Source organism: Roseateles aquatilis (genome assembly GCF_002205645.1).
In the GTDB taxonomy this organism is placed as follows: domain Bacteria; phylum Pseudomonadota; class Gammaproteobacteria; order Burkholderiales; family Burkholderiaceae_C; genus Roseateles; species Roseateles aquatilis.
In genome coordinates this window covers 244,858-261,324 of record NZ_NIOF01000004.1, presented here as the reverse complement: position 1 = coordinate 261,324, position 16,467 = coordinate 244,858, and the positions used below count along the sequence as shown (strand labels likewise).

General features: G+C 70.5%; 12 protein-coding genes. All 12 read right to left on the bottom strand.

The window, feature by feature from the left end:
* Positions 1 to 10 precede the first annotated feature (10 nt).
* Entirely contained in the window at positions 11 to 1,204 is a 1,194-nt protein-coding gene (locus CDN99_RS11665) for a CaiB/BaiF CoA transferase family protein (RefSeq protein ID WP_088385021.1), read from the bottom strand.
* Positions 1,201 to 3,111 (bottom strand): glycoside hydrolase family 127 protein, encoded by a 1,911-nt coding sequence (locus CDN99_RS11660; RefSeq protein ID WP_088385020.1) that lies wholly within the window; start codon positions 3,109 to 3,111, stop codon positions 1,201 to 1,203. Before CDN99_RS11660 ends, CDN99_RS11665 begins: the two co-directional genes overlap by 4 nt.
* Complete coding sequence (locus CDN99_RS11655; protein ID WP_088385019.1) at positions 3,108 to 5,285, bottom strand: SUMF1/EgtB/PvdO family nonheme iron enzyme; 2,178 nt, start codon at positions 5,283 to 5,285, stop codon at positions 3,108 to 3,110. The genes CDN99_RS11660 and CDN99_RS11655 overlap by 4 nt, the downstream gene beginning before the upstream one ends.
* 17 nt (positions 5,286 to 5,302) lie before the next feature.
* A complete protein-coding gene (locus tag CDN99_RS11650; protein WP_202820255.1) occupies positions 5,303 to 6,265 on the bottom strand; it encodes a ribokinase in 963 nt (320 codons plus the stop codon).
* A gap of 66 nt (positions 6,266 to 6,331) precedes the next feature.
* Complete coding sequence (locus tag CDN99_RS11645) at positions 6,332 to 8,482, bottom strand: TonB-dependent receptor (protein WP_088385017.1); 2,151 nt, start codon at positions 8,480 to 8,482, stop codon at positions 6,332 to 6,334.
* 226 nt (positions 8,483 to 8,708) lie between these two features.
* Entirely contained in the window at positions 8,709 to 9,752 is a 1,044-nt protein-coding gene (locus tag CDN99_RS11640; protein WP_088385016.1) for an alpha/beta hydrolase, read from the bottom strand.
* A gap of 68 nt (positions 9,753 to 9,820) precedes the next feature.
* Positions 9,821 to 10,744 carry a LysR family transcriptional regulator gene (locus CDN99_RS11635; RefSeq protein ID WP_088385015.1) on the bottom strand — a complete coding sequence of 308 codons (924 nt, stop codon included), beginning with the start codon at positions 10,742 to 10,744 and terminating at the stop codon, positions 9,821 to 9,823.
* Positions 10,745 to 10,796: 52 nt separating this feature from the next.
* Positions 10,797 to 13,142: a sodium:solute symporter family transporter gene (locus tag CDN99_RS11630; RefSeq protein WP_088385014.1), complete on the bottom strand. Its 2,346-nt coding sequence runs from the start codon at positions 13,140 to 13,142 to the stop codon at positions 10,797 to 10,799.
* Positions 13,143 to 13,166: 24 nt separating this feature from the next.
* On the bottom strand, positions 13,167 to 14,015 hold the full coding sequence (locus CDN99_RS11625) for an HpcH/HpaI aldolase/citrate lyase family protein (protein ID WP_088385013.1): 849 nt from the start codon (positions 14,013 to 14,015) through the stop codon (positions 13,167 to 13,169).
* A gap of 117 nt (positions 14,016 to 14,132) precedes the next feature.
* Entirely contained in the window at positions 14,133 to 14,462 is a 330-nt protein-coding gene (locus CDN99_RS11620; RefSeq protein ID WP_088385012.1) for a DUF3325 domain-containing protein, read from the bottom strand.
* Positions 14,455 to 16,131: a PepSY-associated TM helix domain-containing protein gene (locus tag CDN99_RS11615; protein WP_088385011.1), complete on the bottom strand. Its 1,677-nt coding sequence runs from the start codon at positions 16,129 to 16,131 to the stop codon at positions 14,455 to 14,457. Before CDN99_RS11615 ends, CDN99_RS11620 begins: the two co-directional genes overlap by 8 nt.
* Positions 16,132 to 16,149: 18 nt before the next feature.
* Positions 16,150 to 16,461 (bottom strand): iron uptake protein, encoded by a 312-nt coding sequence (locus tag CDN99_RS11610; protein WP_088385010.1) that lies wholly within the window; start codon positions 16,459 to 16,461, stop codon positions 16,150 to 16,152.
* Positions 16,462 to 16,467: the final 6 nt, after the last annotated feature.

The window sequence follows — 16,467 nt, the reverse complement described above, 5'->3', positions numbered from 1 at the left end:
CCCAAACCCCTCAGCGCACCGCGCCGCTCTCCACCAGCCGCCGCGTTTCCTCTTCCTCGTAGCCCAGGTCCGCCAGCAGTTCGGCCGAATGCTGTCCGGGCGTGGGCGCGGCGAAGGGCTCGGGGCCCGGCGTGCGGCCGAACTTGATCGAGCGCGTCAGCCCGCGATAGTGGCCCAGCACCGGATGCTCGACCCGGCTGACCATCTCTTCCGCCACCACTTGCGGGTGGTCGAACATCTCTTCGATGCGGCGCGCGGCCGCGCAGGGCACGTCGTCGCCGAACAGCGCTTCCCACTCCAGCGCGCCGCGCTGGCGCAGCGCCGCGTGCAGCTGCGGGATCAACTCCGCCGCGGCCTGGGCTCGCTTGCGCACGCTGTCGTAGCGCGTGTCCTCGGCCAGCTCGGGCCGGCCGATCTTCTCGCACAGCGCCTTCCAGAAGCGCGCGGTGTTGGCGGAGATGTAGAGGTGGCCGTCCCGCGTCGGATGGATGCCCGTCACACCGCCCGAACGCATGTCGCGGCCGACGTCCAGCGGCTCGCCCTCGGCCCAGACCAGCCGCGCCGACTGCATGGTCAGCGCGCTGCGCAGCAGCGACACGCCGACGTACTGGCCCAGGCCGCTGCGCTCGCGCTCGAACAGCGCGGAGGACACGCCGCCCGCCAGCAACGCGGCCGCGTAGTAGTCGACCACCGAGCCGTAGAGGATCTCCGGCGGACCGCCCGGCTTGCCCTGCATGGCGCACATGCCGGTCATCGTCTGCAGCACCTGGTCGTAGCCGGCCTTGTCCTTCATCGGCCCGGTCTCGCCGTAGCCGGTCACCGCGCAGTAGATCAGCCGCGGGTTGATCACATTGAGCTGTTCATGGGCGATGCCCAGCCGCTTGGGCACGCTGGGGCGAAAGTTATGCACCAGCACGTCGGCCTCGCGCACCAGGCGCATCAGCAGCGCCAGGCCCTCGGGCTTCTTCAGGTCGAGCACCAGCCCGCGCTTGCTGCGGTTGACGCCGAGGAAGGCCCGGCTCTCGCGCTCCAGCGTGGAGGGATAGCTGCGCAGGTTGTCGCCGTCGGGCGGCTCGATCTTGATGACCTCGGCGCCCTGGTCGGCCAGGATCGCGCAGCCGTAGGGGCCGGCGATGTAGGCGCTCAGGTCGAGCACCCGGATGCCGCTCAGGGGCCCGGGCTGGGATGTCGCTTTGCTCGTCATGTCTCGTGATCAGGAGGGGTGTCGGGGGCCAGGGACAACCAGGTCAATCGCCAACTGCCGTCGACACGGCCACCGGCGCGGTAGTACGGGGCGAAGTCCAGCGGCGCGCGATAGCCCAGATGCAGGCGGATCGCCGCGCCTTCGCCTTCGCCTTCGCCATCGTCCGTGTCGCTGCCGCCGCCGCTGGTGGTGGGCAGCAACTCCAGCCATTCGCTCTCGTCGCCGGGGGGGAGCTTGATCGTTTCCTCGGTCTTGAACCCGTCGATCAGCGGCGTGGCGTAGACCAGCGGGCCGCGGCTCAGCGCGACGTAGTCGTGGCGCAGCACTTGCTGCTCCACCGGCGAGCCGTCGGGCGCGCGCGATTCCTGCACGTTGCGGTGGGTGCGGCGATGCGTGCGGATCGCCATCGGCAAGGTCAGCAGCAACTCGTCGCCGCCGCGCCAGACGCGGTCGAGGACGGCATACCCGCCTGGCTCGACGGGAACGGCTTCACCATTCACGCTCAGCGTCGCGCCGCCGGCCCAGCCGGGGATGCGCAGCTGCAGCGCGAAGGGCGCGGCGCCATGGTCGACCTGCGTCAGGCGCAGGCGCACGTGGCCGTCGAAGGGGTACTCGGTCTGCTGCTCGACGCGCACGGTGCCCGCGCGGGGCAGTTGCAGGCTGGCGGTCGACGGGCCGTAGAGGTTGACGGCCAGGCCGCCGTCGGCGGTGACGCCGTAGGCCAGCGGCGGCAGTTCCTCGACGGCCATCGCGCCGCTGGACTTGCAGCAGCGCCAGTAGGTCGTGTGCACCCGCCGCCCGTTCGGGAACGAGTAGTAGCACCAGTCCTCGCCATTCGGCGCCATCGCGCCGAGCAGGTCGTTGTAGGCGCTGCGCTCGATCTCCTCGGCGTGGCGGGCTTCGCCGGTGATCAGTAGCAGCTCGCGATTCAGTTGCAGCCAGGCCAGCGTGGAGCAGGTCTCGACATAGGCCTGCGGCTCGAACACGCCGCGCGGATTGAAGACCTCCCGCGAGCGATGCGCCACGCCGCCCCAGGGGCCGCCGCCCAGGCTCAGGTGGTGGTCGCGGATGTTGGTCCACAGCGTCTCGACCGCGCGCCGGCAGTCCTCGCGGCCGGTGGCCTTGTGCAGCTTGGCCAGGCCGACGAGATTCCACGCCAGCTGGTAGGCCTTGCCGGTGGCGATCTCCGAGGCGTCGACGCCCGCCAGCGCGCGGCTCAGCAGCGCCAGCTGGGGATGCGCCTCGGCCTGGTCGAGGATGCATTCGGCGAGCGCCAGGTAACGCGGCTCCCGCGTCGTCAGGTACAGGTCGACGGCGGGATCCAGCAGCACCGTGGCCGACATGCCGTGGTGGTTGCCCAGCGTCGTGATGTCGATGCCGTCCTGCACGAGGCTGAGCCAGCAGAGATCGCCGATGCGCCGCGCGGCGCCGAGGTAGCGCAGGTCGCCCAGCGCCTTGTGCGCTTCGAGCAGGCCCAGCAGCAGGTAGCTGTGGGTCCAGATGTCCCAGGTGCGCAGGGCCGGCGCGCCGTCCCAGCTGAGCGGCTTGGGCGGCTGCCTGACCATGAAGCGGCGCTCGGCCGCGTAGGTGCCGAGGTAGCCGTCGGGCTGCTGCACGTCGAGCAGGTAGTCCGCGACCTGGCGCAGATGTGCCGCCAGCGTCGGGTCCTGCGACCGCGCGAAGGCCTTGGACGCGGCGACCAGCCACTTGCCGGCGTGCTCGCCGTACCAGTCGCCCTCGAAGTTCCTGGCGATCCGCGCCGGGTCGAAGATGGCGATCGCGGGGCTGTCCGGGCCGGTGATGAAGTGGCTCAGCCGGCCGCGGCGGTTGGCGTCGAGCGCGCGGCCGAGCAGACCGCCCAGGCGCGTCGCGCCGCCGAGTTGCTGAGCGGGACGCACGGCCGTCATGCGGCGTCCACGACGCAGCGGAAGCCGATGCCGGCCGAGCGGTCCTTGCTGGGCGCCATCAGCAGGTACTTGCCGTGCTGGTCCAGCCGATACGCCTGCGGGAAGTACCAGTGGGAGGTCTGCGGCTGGTAGCTGCTGCCGCCGCGCAGGATCGCCGCGCGCGTGTGCTCGTCCTCGAATTCGTCGGTCCACTGCCAGACATTGCCGACGAGATCCTCGACGCCGAAGGGGCTGGCGCCTTGCGGATGCGCGTCGACATCGGCCGGCGCGCGCATCGTCCGGTTCAGATCGGGGGCCGGCACGGCGGCGGCCTCCCAGCGGTCGCCCCAGGGATAGAGCCGGCCGTCACCGCCTTGCGCGGCGTATTGCCATTCCCACTCGCGAGGCAGGCGCTTGCCGGCCCAGGCGGCATAGGCGCGGGCGTCCTCGATGCCGACCCACGTCACCGGCTTCTTCTCCCAGCCCACGCGCGGCGCGCCGTCCACCCAGTCGCGCAGGAAGTTGTGGGCATCGCGCGGCGCGTAGCCGCTGATGTCGAGGAAGCGCTTGAACTCCAGGTTGGTGACCGGGTGGCGGTCGATGTGGAAGGTCTGCAATTGCAGGCGCCGACGGTGGCCGCGGCGCGCGCTGTCTTCCCATGGGTACTGCACGTCCACGCCGGCCCAGGTCTGGCCTTCGATCTCGATGCCGCCGACGACGAACTCGAACTCCGCGGCGGGGATGGTGACCATGCCCGCGGGCGCCTCGGCCCGGCGCGTGGTCGTCGGGATCTCGACCTGCCGCTGCGGTATCGCGCGCCATTCGGCCGACAGGCTCTGCAGCGGCGTGCGCGCGAAGTCCGCCGCGAGGGCCAGGTAGGCATCGAGCCCGTCGACCGATCGGCCGGCCTCGAGCGCCAGCACGGCGCCGTAGCCGCGGGGCTCCAGGCTCAGCTCGATCAGCGCCTGGCCGTCGACGACGCGCGGGTGCAGCTCGCGGCCGTTCCAGAGGTCGAGGTAGCGCCGGCCCTGGGCATGCGGCAGCGCCATCTGCTCGCCGGCGACCGTGTATTCATGGCGGTTGACCAGGGTCCACAGGACCTGCCCGTCGCCCGGGAAGCGGCTGGCGAAGATGCCGGCCTGCAAGGTCGGCGCATAGGGCCGCCAGTCCATGCTCACCATCAGCGGCGCGAACTGGCGCTGCAGGGTGGCGATGCGGCGCAGGGTCTCGGCATCGCGCGGGGTCAGCTGGTTCCAGATGCCCCAGATGTTTTCCCAGGCGTTGTAGCCGACGCCGTTGAAGAAGATGTACTGCAGGTCGTTCGTGCGGTCGCGGCCCCAGCGGTTTTCCAGGTTGATCATGTGGCGCGGTTCCAGCCACTTGAACTTGGCCACCGACGGGATCACGTCGGCCGGCACCTTCTTGCCCCAGCTCTGCACGTTCCAGATCAGTTGCTCCTCCGAGGAGATCGTCGACTCGGGCTGCAGCACGATCGGGCAGCCGACCGCCTCGCAGGCGTCGAAGAACGCGCGCGGCACGCCGTTGTAGGTGTCGCCGTTGATGCCGTCGGCGCGCACCTCCCGGATGATGTCGGCGATCGCGTGCCAGTCGCGCTGGCCTTGCTCGCGCGTGCCGTTGTCCCAGGGCTTGGTCGGCAGGAAGACGCGCACGCCGCGGCGGTGGAAGTCGGCGATCGCGCCCCTCAGGCCGGCCAGTCCGCCCGGCAGATCGTGGGCCAGGTCGCTCTGGTTGCGGTCGTCCACGCCGATGTTGGGGTAGATGTACCAGATCAGCACGCTGTCGATGCCGCCGAAGCGCGCCTCCAGGTCGTCCAGGTAGCGGTCGACCGTGTACTCGCCCTTCACCGGGTCGTAGAAGTAGCGGTCCTCCACCATCATCTGCGCGTGCACGAAATTGCGCTGCGCCCATTGCAGCTCGGGGCGGCGGTAGTTGGCGTCGTCGTAGCCGATGCGGATCAGGTGCTCGCGGCGCCAGTCGATCAGTTCGCGCAGCCAGTCCTCGGCCGTGCCCTTGGCGTCCATCTTCCAGTGACCGATCTCGGCGAAGGGCCAGCCGGGCGCCTTGCCCGGCGTCGGCAGGTAGCGGCCGGTGGTGACATGCGAGAAGCGGAATTCGGTCTTGACGGGACGACGGTCATCGTCACCGGACGGCGTCAGGTGGTCGGTATCGGTCATGCGGCTATCGTAGGGAATCAGGCGGGGCTCAGGGCCAGGCCGCAGTAGGCGGCCAATGCGTCGTCGTGTCGCGCGATGTCGGCGCGGGCCTGCAGGAAGGCATCGACCTCGGCGCGCGTGGGCACGCTGGTCTGCGCGCCCAGCCGGGTGCAGGCGAGGGCGGCGGCGGCGCTGGCGCGGCGCAGCGCCGCGGGCAGGTCGTCGCCGCCGCTGAGCGCGGCGACCAGGGCGCCGCAGAAGGTGTCGCCGGCGGCGGTGCTGTCGACGGCGTCGATCGGGAAGGCCGGCTGCAGGTGGAACGCGCCGCCGCTGCGCGCGCAGCAGCCGCGCGCGCCCAGCGTGACCACGACGACGGGCACGGCCAGGCGGGCCAGCGCCTCGGTCAGCGAGGCCGCCGGGCCGGCGACCACGTCGAGCTCGCCCTCGTTGACGATCAGCACGTCCACCGCGTCCAGCAGCGCGGCCGGCAGGGCCTGCGCGGGCGCGGCGTTCAGCACCACGGTCACGCCCGCGGCGCGGGCGCTCTGCGCGTAGGCGGTGACGGAGGGCACCGGGGTCTCCAGCTGCAGCAGCAGATGGCTGATGCCCGCCAGCGGCGGCAGGTGGTCGGGCAGCAGCTCGGCGTTGGCGCCGGGGGCGACGGTGATGGCGTTCTCCGCGGCGTCGGACAGGCAGACGAAGGCGCTGCCGGTGGCCTGGTCGGTCACGCGCACGATGTGCTGCAGCACGCCGGCACCGCTCAGCGAGGCCTCGATCGGCGCGGCGGCGGCGTCGCTGCCCAGCGCCAGCAGCATCTGCGTCGGCACGCCGCCGGCGCGCGCGGCGGCCACCGCTTGGTTCGCGCCCTTGCCGCCGGGGAAGGTGGCGAAGTCACGGCCCAGCACGGTCTCGCCGGCCGCGGGCACATGGTTGGCTCGGACGACGAAATCGAGGTTGGCAGAGCCTGCCACGAGGAGGGTGTTGCCGCTGGGCGCGTTCATGGTGGGGAGCATCGGGTTGGATGGCGGGGCCCGGCGCGACGGCCGGACCCCGACCGGTTGCGGGACTTAGAAGGTCAGCGTGTGGGTGATCGAATAGACCCGGCCGCGGCCCGACCAGTAGTTCCGGTAGCCCGCCAGCTGCGACCAGCTGAGGATGTAGAACTTGTTGGTCAGGTTCTCGATGCCGCCGGTCAGCTTGCCGTAGCGACCGAGGTCGTAGTTGGCGCTGAGGTCGAACAGCGTGTAGCCCTTGGTGTGCTCCTCGCCGCTCTTGCCGACGTTGAGGTCGCGCGACAGCAGCCGGGTGGCGCCCAGCGTGGCGTCGCCGCCCGGCGCGAACTTCCAGGTCACCGAGGCGCCGATCTTGTCGGGGTTGATGTCGTTCACGCCCATGCGCTTGTCCAGCGGGCCGCCCGACACGAAGGTGGTCTTGCCCAGGATGCGCGAGTACAGCGCGGACACCTTCCAGTCGCGGGTCAGCTTCGTGTCGCCGGAGACTTCCAGGCCGCGGATCTGCACCGGCGCGCGGTTCATGATGAAGTCGTTGGTGATGGGGTCGATGGCCAGCGACACGCCCAGGTCGGACTTGGAGTCGTAGACCGAGGCGCCGAAGCTGGCGTCGCGGCCGCGCCAGTTCACGCCGACTTCCTTGTTCTTGACGATGATGGCCTGCAGGTCGAGGATGCCCGCCACCGATTGGCCGGGGTAGTTGATGTTGCGCAGCGGGATGCCGACGTTGGGCAGGCTGAAGCCCTTGCCCATCGAGACGAACACCGACCAGTCGCTGGGCAGGCGCAGCACGGCGCCGACGTTGGGCAGGCTGGCGGAGTAGCTCAAGGTGCCGCCCTGCACGTCGACGCGCTTGCGGTAGTAGGTGGTGGTGTAGCTGTCGACGCTGAGGTCGCCGCTCTCGTGGCGCAGGCCGCCGCTGAGCGTCACCGGGCCCAGGTCGTAGGACAGCTGGGCGTAGGGCGCGGTGCTCTTGTAGAGCATCGGCGGCACCCACAGGCGGTTGGTCAGCGCCAGGCGCTGCTGCGCCTCGTCCCGCACCAGGTCGACGCCGCCGCGGAACTCCAGGCCGTTGATCGCGAAGATGTCGGGGCGCGTCCAGGAGGTGCGCAGGCCCTTTTTCTTCGTGTAGATCTCGGACTGGTCCCACAACGTGCCCAGCGGCGCGATCAGCGGATCCTGGCGGTCGTCGCCGTTTTCGGCCGGATACCGCATCGCCTGCTTGGCCATGTAGGCGTCGGCGGTGAAGGTGCCGCCGAACAGGTCGTTGTGGCGGTAGGACGCGGTGAACTGCTCGAAGTCGTTGAACTCGGCGCGCGAGCCGGGGACCGCGCCGCGCTCGGAGGTGTTGGTCGAGCCGGTCTCGCGGTCGCCGTCGACCAGGCGATAGCCGTTGTTGCCTTCGATCTTGAACTTGCTGGCCGAGACCTGGATGCGCTGGTTCTTGTCGGTGCCGAAATCGAAGCCGGCCTTCATGAACAGGTTGTTGGCCTTCGAGTCGGCGACCGAGCCGCTGGTGTTCAGGCCGATGCGACGCGGCTGCGCGTCGTAGGTCATGCCGCGGTCGATGTGCGAGGCGGACACGAGCAGGTCGTAGTTCTCGTCCTTGCGCATGAAGTTGACGCCGACCTTGAAGCCGCTGCTGTCGTCGTGGCCTTGCGTCGTGAAGCGGGTGATCAGCTCGAACTCGTTGCCCTGCTTGGTCGGCACCTTGGAGATGTAGTTGATGATGCCGCCGGCCGCGCCGACGCCCTCGGACGCCGACGGGCCGTTGATGACCTCGATGCGGCCGACCACGCCCATGTCGGTGAAGGTCGCGTTGCGGCCGCCCTCGCGCAGCGGCGAGCCCTGCGGCACGCCGTCGAACAGGCGCAGCGCGATGCGGCCGCGCAGCGTCTCGCCGGTGTTGCTCATCGCCTGCGAGGACTCGGAGTACCCCGGCACGCTGCGCGCCAACACGGCGCTGGCGTCTTCGGTCAGCGCCAGCGTGTGGGCCACTTCGGCCTTGCCCACGACGGTGATCGCGCCGGGGATCTTGTCGATCGCCTTGGCGGTCCGCGAGCCGGTGACGATGGTGCGTTCCAGCTGCGCGGGCTCGTTGGCCTCGGGGGCGCTGGCGGCGGCGGCGGGGGGAACGGGCTGTGCGTAGGCGGCCGAGACGGCGCTGACCAGCAGCAACAGGGACAGGGAGGGAGGGGCTTGTCTCATATATTTTTTAGCTCTGTTTTGGTGGCGGGGAATCGGCAGGCACCGCGCATGGTCCCGTGGCCCGGCCGGCCGGTCAGGGCGGCCGCAACGCAGTCCCGGACCCTCAACGACGGGCTCAGTCTCAGCGATCGCGGAGCCAAGAAAAACTATCCCGAGCTATGTTCAGGCGATAGCGTTTCTTGCGTGCCGAGGGGGCGTCGCGCGGCTCCGCGTGGACCGGCCTGGATCAGGCCGGCTTGGCCATGTTGCGGAAGATGTCGGCGAGCCCCTCGCGCATGGCGGGCTGCCAGACCCCCCAGTCGTGGTCGCCGTTGAGGATGCGCAGCTCGGCGGTGATCTGCTTGACGCGCGAGACGCGGTTGAACAGCTGGTGCGCCTCGACGTCGATGTCGTTGAGCGCCTCGGCCGGGTCCTCGTTCTTGTACTCGTCGTCGCCGGCGGCGATGAACATGCGCAGCGGCAGGCCCTTGGCCGCGAAGCCGTCCAGCAGCGCCGGATAGTTCTTGGCGCGGTAGATCTCGTCGACGAACAGGGTGTTGCCGGTGCCGAAGGCGCCGAACTCGCGCGTGCTCGATCCGGCCGGCGGCAGCGGCGTGTAGACGGCCGGGCTCATCACGATGGTGGCGCAGAACAGCTCGGGATAGACGAGCGCATAACGCAGCGCGCCATAGCCTCCCATCGAGTAACCCATCAACGCGCGCGCCGTGCGCTGGGGCAGGGTGCGGTAGGTGGCGTCGACATGCGGCAGCAGCTCGCCGACGATGCCGGTCTCGACCTTGGCACCGGGCAGCTTGGGGTTGGTGTAGGCCGAGTCGACGTAGTAGCCGCCGCGGTCGCTGGACGGCGCGTCCGGCATGATGCCGATGAAGGCCGGCACCGTGCCGGCCGCGATCAGCTCGTCCCACATCGCCTTGTTGCGGCCCCAGGCCGACAGGTTGTCGCCGCGGCCGTGCAGCATGTAGACGACCGGGTAACGCAGGCCCGAGGTCTCGTAGCCGGCCGGCAGGTAGACCTTGTAGTAGCGCGTGCCGCCGAGCACCGCCGAGGCGAAGCTGATCTCGGTGATCGAGCTGGCGCTCGGGGTCGCGGGCGGCGGCGGCGCGACCACCACCGGCGGCACGACGACGGGCAGGCCGTCGCTGCCGCCACAGGCCGCCAAGCTCAGGCTGCCCAGGCCACCCAGCACCAGCCCTCGACGGCTCAGTTCACCGGGCCCGCGCGGGCGCGGCGGCGGCGTCATCAGGGGTGGGGGCGATTGTTTTTCTGTCATGTTGTCTCCTCGTTGGGAGACCCAGTCTCAGCGTGCGCCGCCCGATCTCAAAGTAGCGGCGGCTACGTTCACACGACAGCTTTCGTGTCGTCCGCGACGGCCGGGCACGGGTCGCCATCATGGGCCGCCATCGCCGCGCGGCTCTCCTGCAGGAAGGCCGTTACCAGCCGCACCCGTATCGTCGAGCGCGACCAGACGATGCCGATGCGGCGCGGCTCGAACTCACGCGGTAGCGGGATGCGCACCAGCTGCAGGCCCTCGGGCCAGGGCCGCGCCCAGTCGGGCACCAGCGACACGCCCAGGCCGCGGTCCACCATCACCGCGATCGCGTTCAAGGCGTTCAGCTCGAAGCGCTCGCGCGGCGTGATGCCCACCAGGCGCAGGTACTGATCGGCCTGCCGGCCGCCCCACTGGCTGCGGTCGTAGCGGATCAGCGGCTCGGTGGCCAGCAGCTCGTGCGGGTCGCGGCCGGCCATGCGCGCGGGCGCCAGCACCACCAGCGGCTCCTCGCGCAGCAGCTCCCAGTCGCAGGTCTTGGGCAGCGCGAAGGGCGCTTGCAGCACGATGGCGGCATCGAGCTCGCCGTTCTCGACGCTGCGGTGCAGGTCGGGGGAATAACCGGGCTTGATGAAGACCTTGATGCGGGGGAAGCGCTCGACCATGCGCGCCAGGATGTCCGGCAGCATGCCGGTCAGCGCGTTGGTGCCGGCGCCCAGGCGCAACTCGCCGGCGGTCGCGTCGTCGTTGGCCACGGCGCTGAGGTCGGCCACGTCGCGCAGCAGGTCGCGCGCGCGCTGCAGGATGCGCGAGCCCGACTCGGTCACGTTGACGGTGCGGCCCACGCGCGCGATCAGCGGCGCGCCGATCTCGCGCTCCAGCGTGCGGATCTGCTGCGCCACCGCGGCTGGCGTGATGTTGAGCAGGCGCGCGGCCGCCGCCATCGAGCCATGGTCGACGACTGCCACGAAGGTGTTCAGGAACTGGGTGTCCACGCGGGCAGGCTACACGATTGGGCGGACGCTGCCGTGTGCGGCTCGCACAGACTCAGACGTCCTTGTAGATCGTCAGGCCCTTCAGCGAGCGCGTCGGCGCCGGGAACAGCAGGCTGGCGAGGTAGCCGATGACGATGCACAACATGATGGAGATGGCCAGATAGAAGTAGGGGTGCACCAGCTTCATCGACCAGGCGATCGAGGTCAGCACGATGCTGGACGCGACCCCGATCGCCACGCCGCCCGAGTTGGCGCGGCGGGTGAACATGCCCAGCGTGTACGCGCCCGCGAAGCCGCCGCCGAGCAGGCCGGCCAGCTCGATCGACACGTCGAACAGCGAGTGGATGTCGAAGCGCGACAGCAGCAGCGCGGTGGCGATGCCCAGCAGCCCGGCCACCACCGTCATCACCTCGGCGAAGCGCACGCTGTTCTTCGGCGTCGGGTTCCTGGCGAGCTTCTCGTAGAAGTCGACCGAGGCCAGCGTGGCCACGCTGTTCATGATGCTGGACAGGGTGGCCATCGCCGCCGCGAAGATGCCGGCGATGATCAGGCCGGTGATGCCCATGGGCAGCTCCGCGGCGATGAACAGCGGGAAGGTCGCGTCGATGGGCAGCAGCGGGTTCATGCGCTCCGGGTTGGCCTTGTAGTAGACGAACAGCGCGGTGCCGATGCCGTAGAACACGAAGCCGCCCGGGATCATGATCGCCGCGAAGGCCCAGATCGAGCGGCCCGCCTCCTTGTCGGACTTGGTCGACAGCACGCGCTGCATCAGCACCTGGTCCTTGGGGAAGGTCAGCACCACGTCGAACAGCACCAGGAAGATGAAGCCCCAGACGGTCGCCTTGGTCAGGTCGAAGCTGAAGTCGAACAGCTTGGTCTTGCTCTCGGCGGCGGCGACCTGCATGAACTCGCCGAAACCACCGTTCAGCTGATAGACGATGAAGCCGATCGCGAAGATCGCGCCGCCCATCTTGACGAACAGCTGCACGAAGTCGGTCCAGACCACCGCCTTCATGCCGCCCATCGCCGTGTAGACGATGGTGAAGCCGCCCATGATCAGGATGCTCCAGACCACGTCCAGCCCGGTGATCGTGGCGATGGCCAGCGCCGGCAGGAACAGCACGACGCTCATGCGGCTGCCGATCTGCACCGCGATGCACAGCGCGCTGGCCAGCATGCGGATGACGGGGTGGAAGCGGATCTCCAGGTAGTGGAAGACCGACATCAGGTCGAGCCGGCGCAGCAGCGGCACGATCCACACGGCCACGAACATCAGGCCGACGACGGCGACCAGGTTGTTGGTCATGTACTGCCAGTTGCTCTCGAAGGCTTTGGCGGGGATCGCGATGTAGCTGATCGAGCTGGTGTTGGCCGCGTACAGGCTGATGCCGGCCGCCCAGAACGGGATGCTGCGGCCGCCGACGAAGAAGTCCGAGGTCGAGTTGCGCTTCTCGCGCAGGTAGAAGTAGGCGCCCATGCCCAGCATCGCCACCAGGTAGACGACGATGACGACCCAGTCCAGCCACTTGAGCAGTTGCTTGCCGGCCTCGACCTCGGCGCCGACGAAGGCCTGGCCCTGGCCGGGCGGCAGCCACAGCAGGCCGTCTCCCCAACTGGTGCCCAGGCGCGCGCCGGCGATGGTCGGCGCCGGCAGCGTGGCCCAGGAGCCGGTGATGGTGTGGAAGGTCATCAGCTGCGTCGCCGCGCCGGGGGCGGTCGACAGCATCAGCAGGTGGGCCTGGCCGATCGCGCGCAGCGCGCCGGGGGTGAGCGCGCCAGGCAGCGTGCCGCGCTCCGCCCAGCCCTTGTCGGCGGACCAGCGCAGCCAGTGGCCGTTGTCCAGCGCGAGGAACAGCGCGCCGGTCTGACCGACCAGCGCGCTCGGCTCGCCCACGCCGGTCCAGGCCGGGCGCTCCTGCCACGGCATCGTGGCATCGGGGGCCTTCATCTCGTACAGCCGCGCCTGGCCCTGGGCATCGCGGCCCGCGACGAAGACGCTGGCGCCCAGCGTCGCGACCCGCGCGTTCCTGAGCGCGAGCGGCAGCGGCGCCAGCGACGTGGCGACGAGACCGCCTTGCCGCAGGCGCAACTGGTCGACGCGGGCGCCGCCGCGCAGCGCGAAGGCCGCGTCGCCGCCGCCGGCCGTGGCCAGCAGCGGCGCGTCGGCCGTCCACGGCGAGGCGCTCCAGGTCTTGCCGTCCACCAGCGTCCAGGCCTGGTCCCCGGCGATCGCCACCGGCTGGCCGGCGATCGTGAGCAGGGCGTCGATCGGGGCGGCGCCGGGCAGCGGCGGCGCGCCGCCGCCGCGCACGCTGGCCAGGCTGTCGGCTCGCGCCAGCCCCGCCAGGCAGCACGTCAGGATCAGGAGATGTCGGAGAGCGGCAAGAAGGAGAGTCATGCGGGGACCGGGAAGGCGAAAGGATCAGGCGACGCGCGCCGCGGCGGCGAGCAGCGATTGCGCACGGCGCAGGAAGGGCGGGTCGATCATGTGGCCGTCGACGACGAAGGCGCCGCGGCCCGACGCGTCGGCCGCGCGCGCGGCCTCGACGATGCGCGCGGCCTGCGCCAGCGCCTCGGCGTCGATCGCGAAGACCTCGTTGGCCGCCGCGATCTGGCTCGGGTGGATGCAGCTCTTGCCGATGAAGCCCAGCGCGTGGGCCATCTGCGCCTCGGCGCGGAAGCCTTCCGCATCGGCGATGTGGGCGAAGGCGCCGTCGCAGGCGAAGACGCCGGCCTCGGCCGCCGCCAGGCTGACCGCGAACATCGCGGCGTGCACATTGGCCACGCGGTCGCGTGCGATGCCGAAGGGCTCGAACAGATCGCCCAGGCCCAGTTGCAGGCCGGCGACGCGGGGGTGCGCGCCGGCGATCTCGGCCGCGCGGCGCAGCGCCTGCGGCGTCTCGATGTTGGCCAGCAGCGGCACGGCGGCCTCGGGTCCCAGGACCCGGTCCATCGCGGTGACCGCGGCGATCACGTCGTCGGCCGATTCCGGCTTGGGCAGGTTGATCATGCCCAGCGCCGCGCCGCGCAGCGCTTGCAGGTCGGCTTCGAAATGCGGCGTGTCGAGCGCGTTGACGCGCACGATCAGCAGCTTGCGCGTGGCCTGGGCGGCGTGGCCGCGCAGGAACTCGCCGACCCGTTGGCGCGCCTGCGCCTTGCGGTCCGGCGGCACCGAATCTTCGAGGTCGATCGAGATCGCATCCGCCTCGCTGGCCAGGGCCTTGGCAAACAACTCGGGGCGGATGCCGGGGACGAACAGTTTGCTGCGCATGGTCGCTCGGGCATCAGGATGGCCCGGAGTATCAGCGCGTTGCGGTTAACGAAAAATTGCCTGTGGAACTTTCAGACGAAGCAATTTCTATCGTCCGCGCCGCCGACCCGGGTCGAGTCAGGCCGCCGCCGATCGCCCGCGCGGCCAGAGCACCCTCAGCCACGCGGGGCGCGTCGACAGTGCCATGCCGACGGCCACCGCCGATGCCGCCAGCAGCATCAGCCACACCAGCGCCGCCATCGACGGATGGTCCGCCATCAGGCACAGCGCCAGCGAGGCGGCCAGGCCGAGGCAGCCCGCCACGCGAAGCGCGCGCACGGCGCCCGCGGACCGCGGCGCGGCGCCGTGCACCTGTTCCCAATGGGTGTCCATCGCCAGCGCCAGCCATCCGAAGCCGGCCAGCGCCGCCAGCGCCGCGCCGCAGAAGAACAGCGTCGGATCAGACATGGCGGGGCTCCGTCAACGTGGGCTTCGCGGGCGAGGCGACCTGGGAGCGCTTCTCCCGCCGGCCGACACGCACGGCCGCGTGCAAGGTGACGGCCGCGAGGGCGAGCAGGCCGAGGTCCACGCCGGCCACCGGCCAGTAGCCGTCAGGCAGCGTCCGGCCGAGGTGATCGCCGGTGGAGACCGCATTGGCCACGACCGCCGTCACCGCGCCGATGGCCACGGCCACGCATTGCTCGCGCCAGGCCGGGTTGATGAGCGCGCGCGCCACGCCGCCGCCGCGCGCGAAGGCATGCGCCAGCGCCAGGCCCCAGGCGCTCCAGAACACCGTCTGCTCCCAGCCGCCCTTGTCCGCGAGCCCCGCCGGCAGCACGCGGTTGGCGATCAGCAGGGCCGTGGTCGCGATCAGCATGCCGGTCACGGTCGTCACCGCCAGCGCGTCGACGATGCGGCTGCCTTGGCCGCCGGTCTTGGCGTGCTGCTTCTTGCGTTTCTCGACGAAGAAGATGAAGCCGGTGGCGATGCACACGCAGCCCAGCAACCCGCCCAGCACGTAAAGCCAGCGCAGCAGCCAGTGGCGGAAGTGCTGCAGGTGCAGGCCGGTCAGGAACTCGTTGACGCTGTCGACGGCGGTGCGCGGCGGGTCCTCGCGCAGCAGCTCGCCGGTGCTGGCCTTGAAGTGGATGCCTTCGCCGGTCAGCGCGACGCGGTCGGTGCCGGCGCGGTAGACGCTGACGTAGCCGTTGGCGTCGCCCACGTGCTGGACACCGACGAAACCGACGTCGCCGGCCATGCCCCTGGCGGCCCAGCGCCGCCGGGCCTCGGCCACCATCGGGTCCACCGGGGCCAGCGGCGCGGCCACGCCGGCGCGGTCGTGCGGCAGGCCGGTTTCGTGCGCCTCGATCTTCTCGCTGAGCTCGTGCAGGTCGTGCAGCTGCGTATGCCCGATCGGGAAGTAGATGCCGGCGAAGATCACCAGCCCCGTGAACGCGAAGAAGAAGTGGAACGGCAGGGCCACCACGCCGGTCAGGTTATGCAGGTCCAGCGCGCTGCGCTGCGTGCTCTTGTCGCGGCGGAAGGTGAAGAACTCCCGGAAGATCTTGCGGTGCATGACGACGCCGCTGACCAGCGCCGCCAGCATCATCAGCGCCGCGAAGCCGACGATCCAGTAGCCCAGGTCCTTCCAGTGCAGGTTGAGGCTGTAGTGCAGCGGATAGAAGAACTGGCTGCCGATGGCCAGTTGCCCCTCCGGCAGGACCGAGCCGTCGCGCGGGTCGAGCGCGTGGCTGGCCCAGGCGCCGTCGTCCGGGTCCTTGGCGCCGGGCACCTCGTAGCTGGCGAAGACGGCCACCACCGGATCGCGGTGCGTCGTGTACGCGCCCCAGCTGCGCACCGTGTCGTAGCGCTCGGGCAGCGGGCCGTTCACCCGGTCCTTGAGCAGCGCGACGCTGGCCTTGGTCGGCTGCATGCGCTCGAACGCCGGGCGCAGGACCTGGTCGAACGACGGCATCGGCCGCGGCTCGAAACGCGATTCGGGCAGGGCCCAGCGGTCGATCTCGCGGTCGAAGACCGACAGCGAGCCGAAGAAGAACACCACCATCAGCACGAAGCCGAGCACCAGGCCGAACCAGGTGTGCAGCCAGGCCATGGACAGACGAAAGTTCTGGAACATCAGTCGCTCCGTTGCGGGTCAGACGAGCGCGTGCTGCGTCAGCGCGGCCAGGCCGCTCATGAAGCCGCCGCCGAGCAGCAGCACCAGCCACACCCGCGCAATGCTGCGCGCCCCGAAGGCCCAGCAGAACACCACCAGGAAGAGCAGCACGCCCACGATGGCGCTGAGGTGCTCGGCGTCGTGGAAGGACATGCCGGCGGCGTACAGGCCGCTCAGGCCCAGGGCGATGAAGCCCCAGCAGAAGACGTAGCCGCCGCCGATCGCCGCGGCGATGCGCGAGATGACCGGCAAGGCGTGCCGGGCGCGCTGGGACAGGAGGGGTGCGTTCATGGCGAA

Coding starts and splice junctions, on each gene's coding strand:
- CDN99_RS11665 (WP_088385021.1), bottom strand. CDS start 1,204: ATGACGAGCAAAGCGACATCCCAGCCCGGGCCCCTGAGCGGCATCCGG.
- CDN99_RS11660 (WP_088385020.1), bottom strand. CDS start 3,111: ATGACGGCCGTGCGTCCCGCTCAGCAACTCGGCGGCGCGACGCGCCTG.
- CDN99_RS11655 (WP_088385019.1), bottom strand. CDS start 5,285: ATGACCGATACCGACCACCTGACGCCGTCCGGTGACGATGACCGTCGT.
- CDN99_RS11650 (WP_202820255.1), bottom strand. CDS start 6,265: ATGAACGCGCCCAGCGGCAACACCCTCCTCGTGGCAGGCTCTGCCAAC.
- CDN99_RS11645 (WP_088385017.1), bottom strand. CDS start 8,482: ATGAGACAAGCCCCTCCCTCCCTGTCCCTGTTGCTGCTGGTCAGCGCC.
- CDN99_RS11640 (WP_088385016.1), bottom strand. CDS start 9,752: ATGACAGAAAAACAATCGCCCCCACCCCTGATGACGCCGCCGCCGCGC.
- CDN99_RS11630 (WP_088385014.1), bottom strand. CDS start 13,142: ATGACTCTCCTTCTTGCCGCTCTCCGACATCTCCTGATCCTGACGTGC.
- CDN99_RS11625 (WP_088385013.1), bottom strand. CDS start 14,015: ATGCGCAGCAAACTGTTCGTCCCCGGCATCCGCCCCGAGTTGTTTGCC.
- CDN99_RS11620 (WP_088385012.1), bottom strand. CDS start 14,462: ATGTCTGATCCGACGCTGTTCTTCTGCGGCGCGGCGCTGGCGGCGCTG.
- CDN99_RS11615 (WP_088385011.1), bottom strand. CDS start 16,131: ATGTTCCAGAACTTTCGTCTGTCCATGGCCTGGCTGCACACCTGGTTC.
- CDN99_RS11610 (WP_088385010.1), bottom strand. CDS start 16,461: ATGAACGCACCCCTCCTGTCCCAGCGCGCCCGGCACGCCTTGCCGGTC.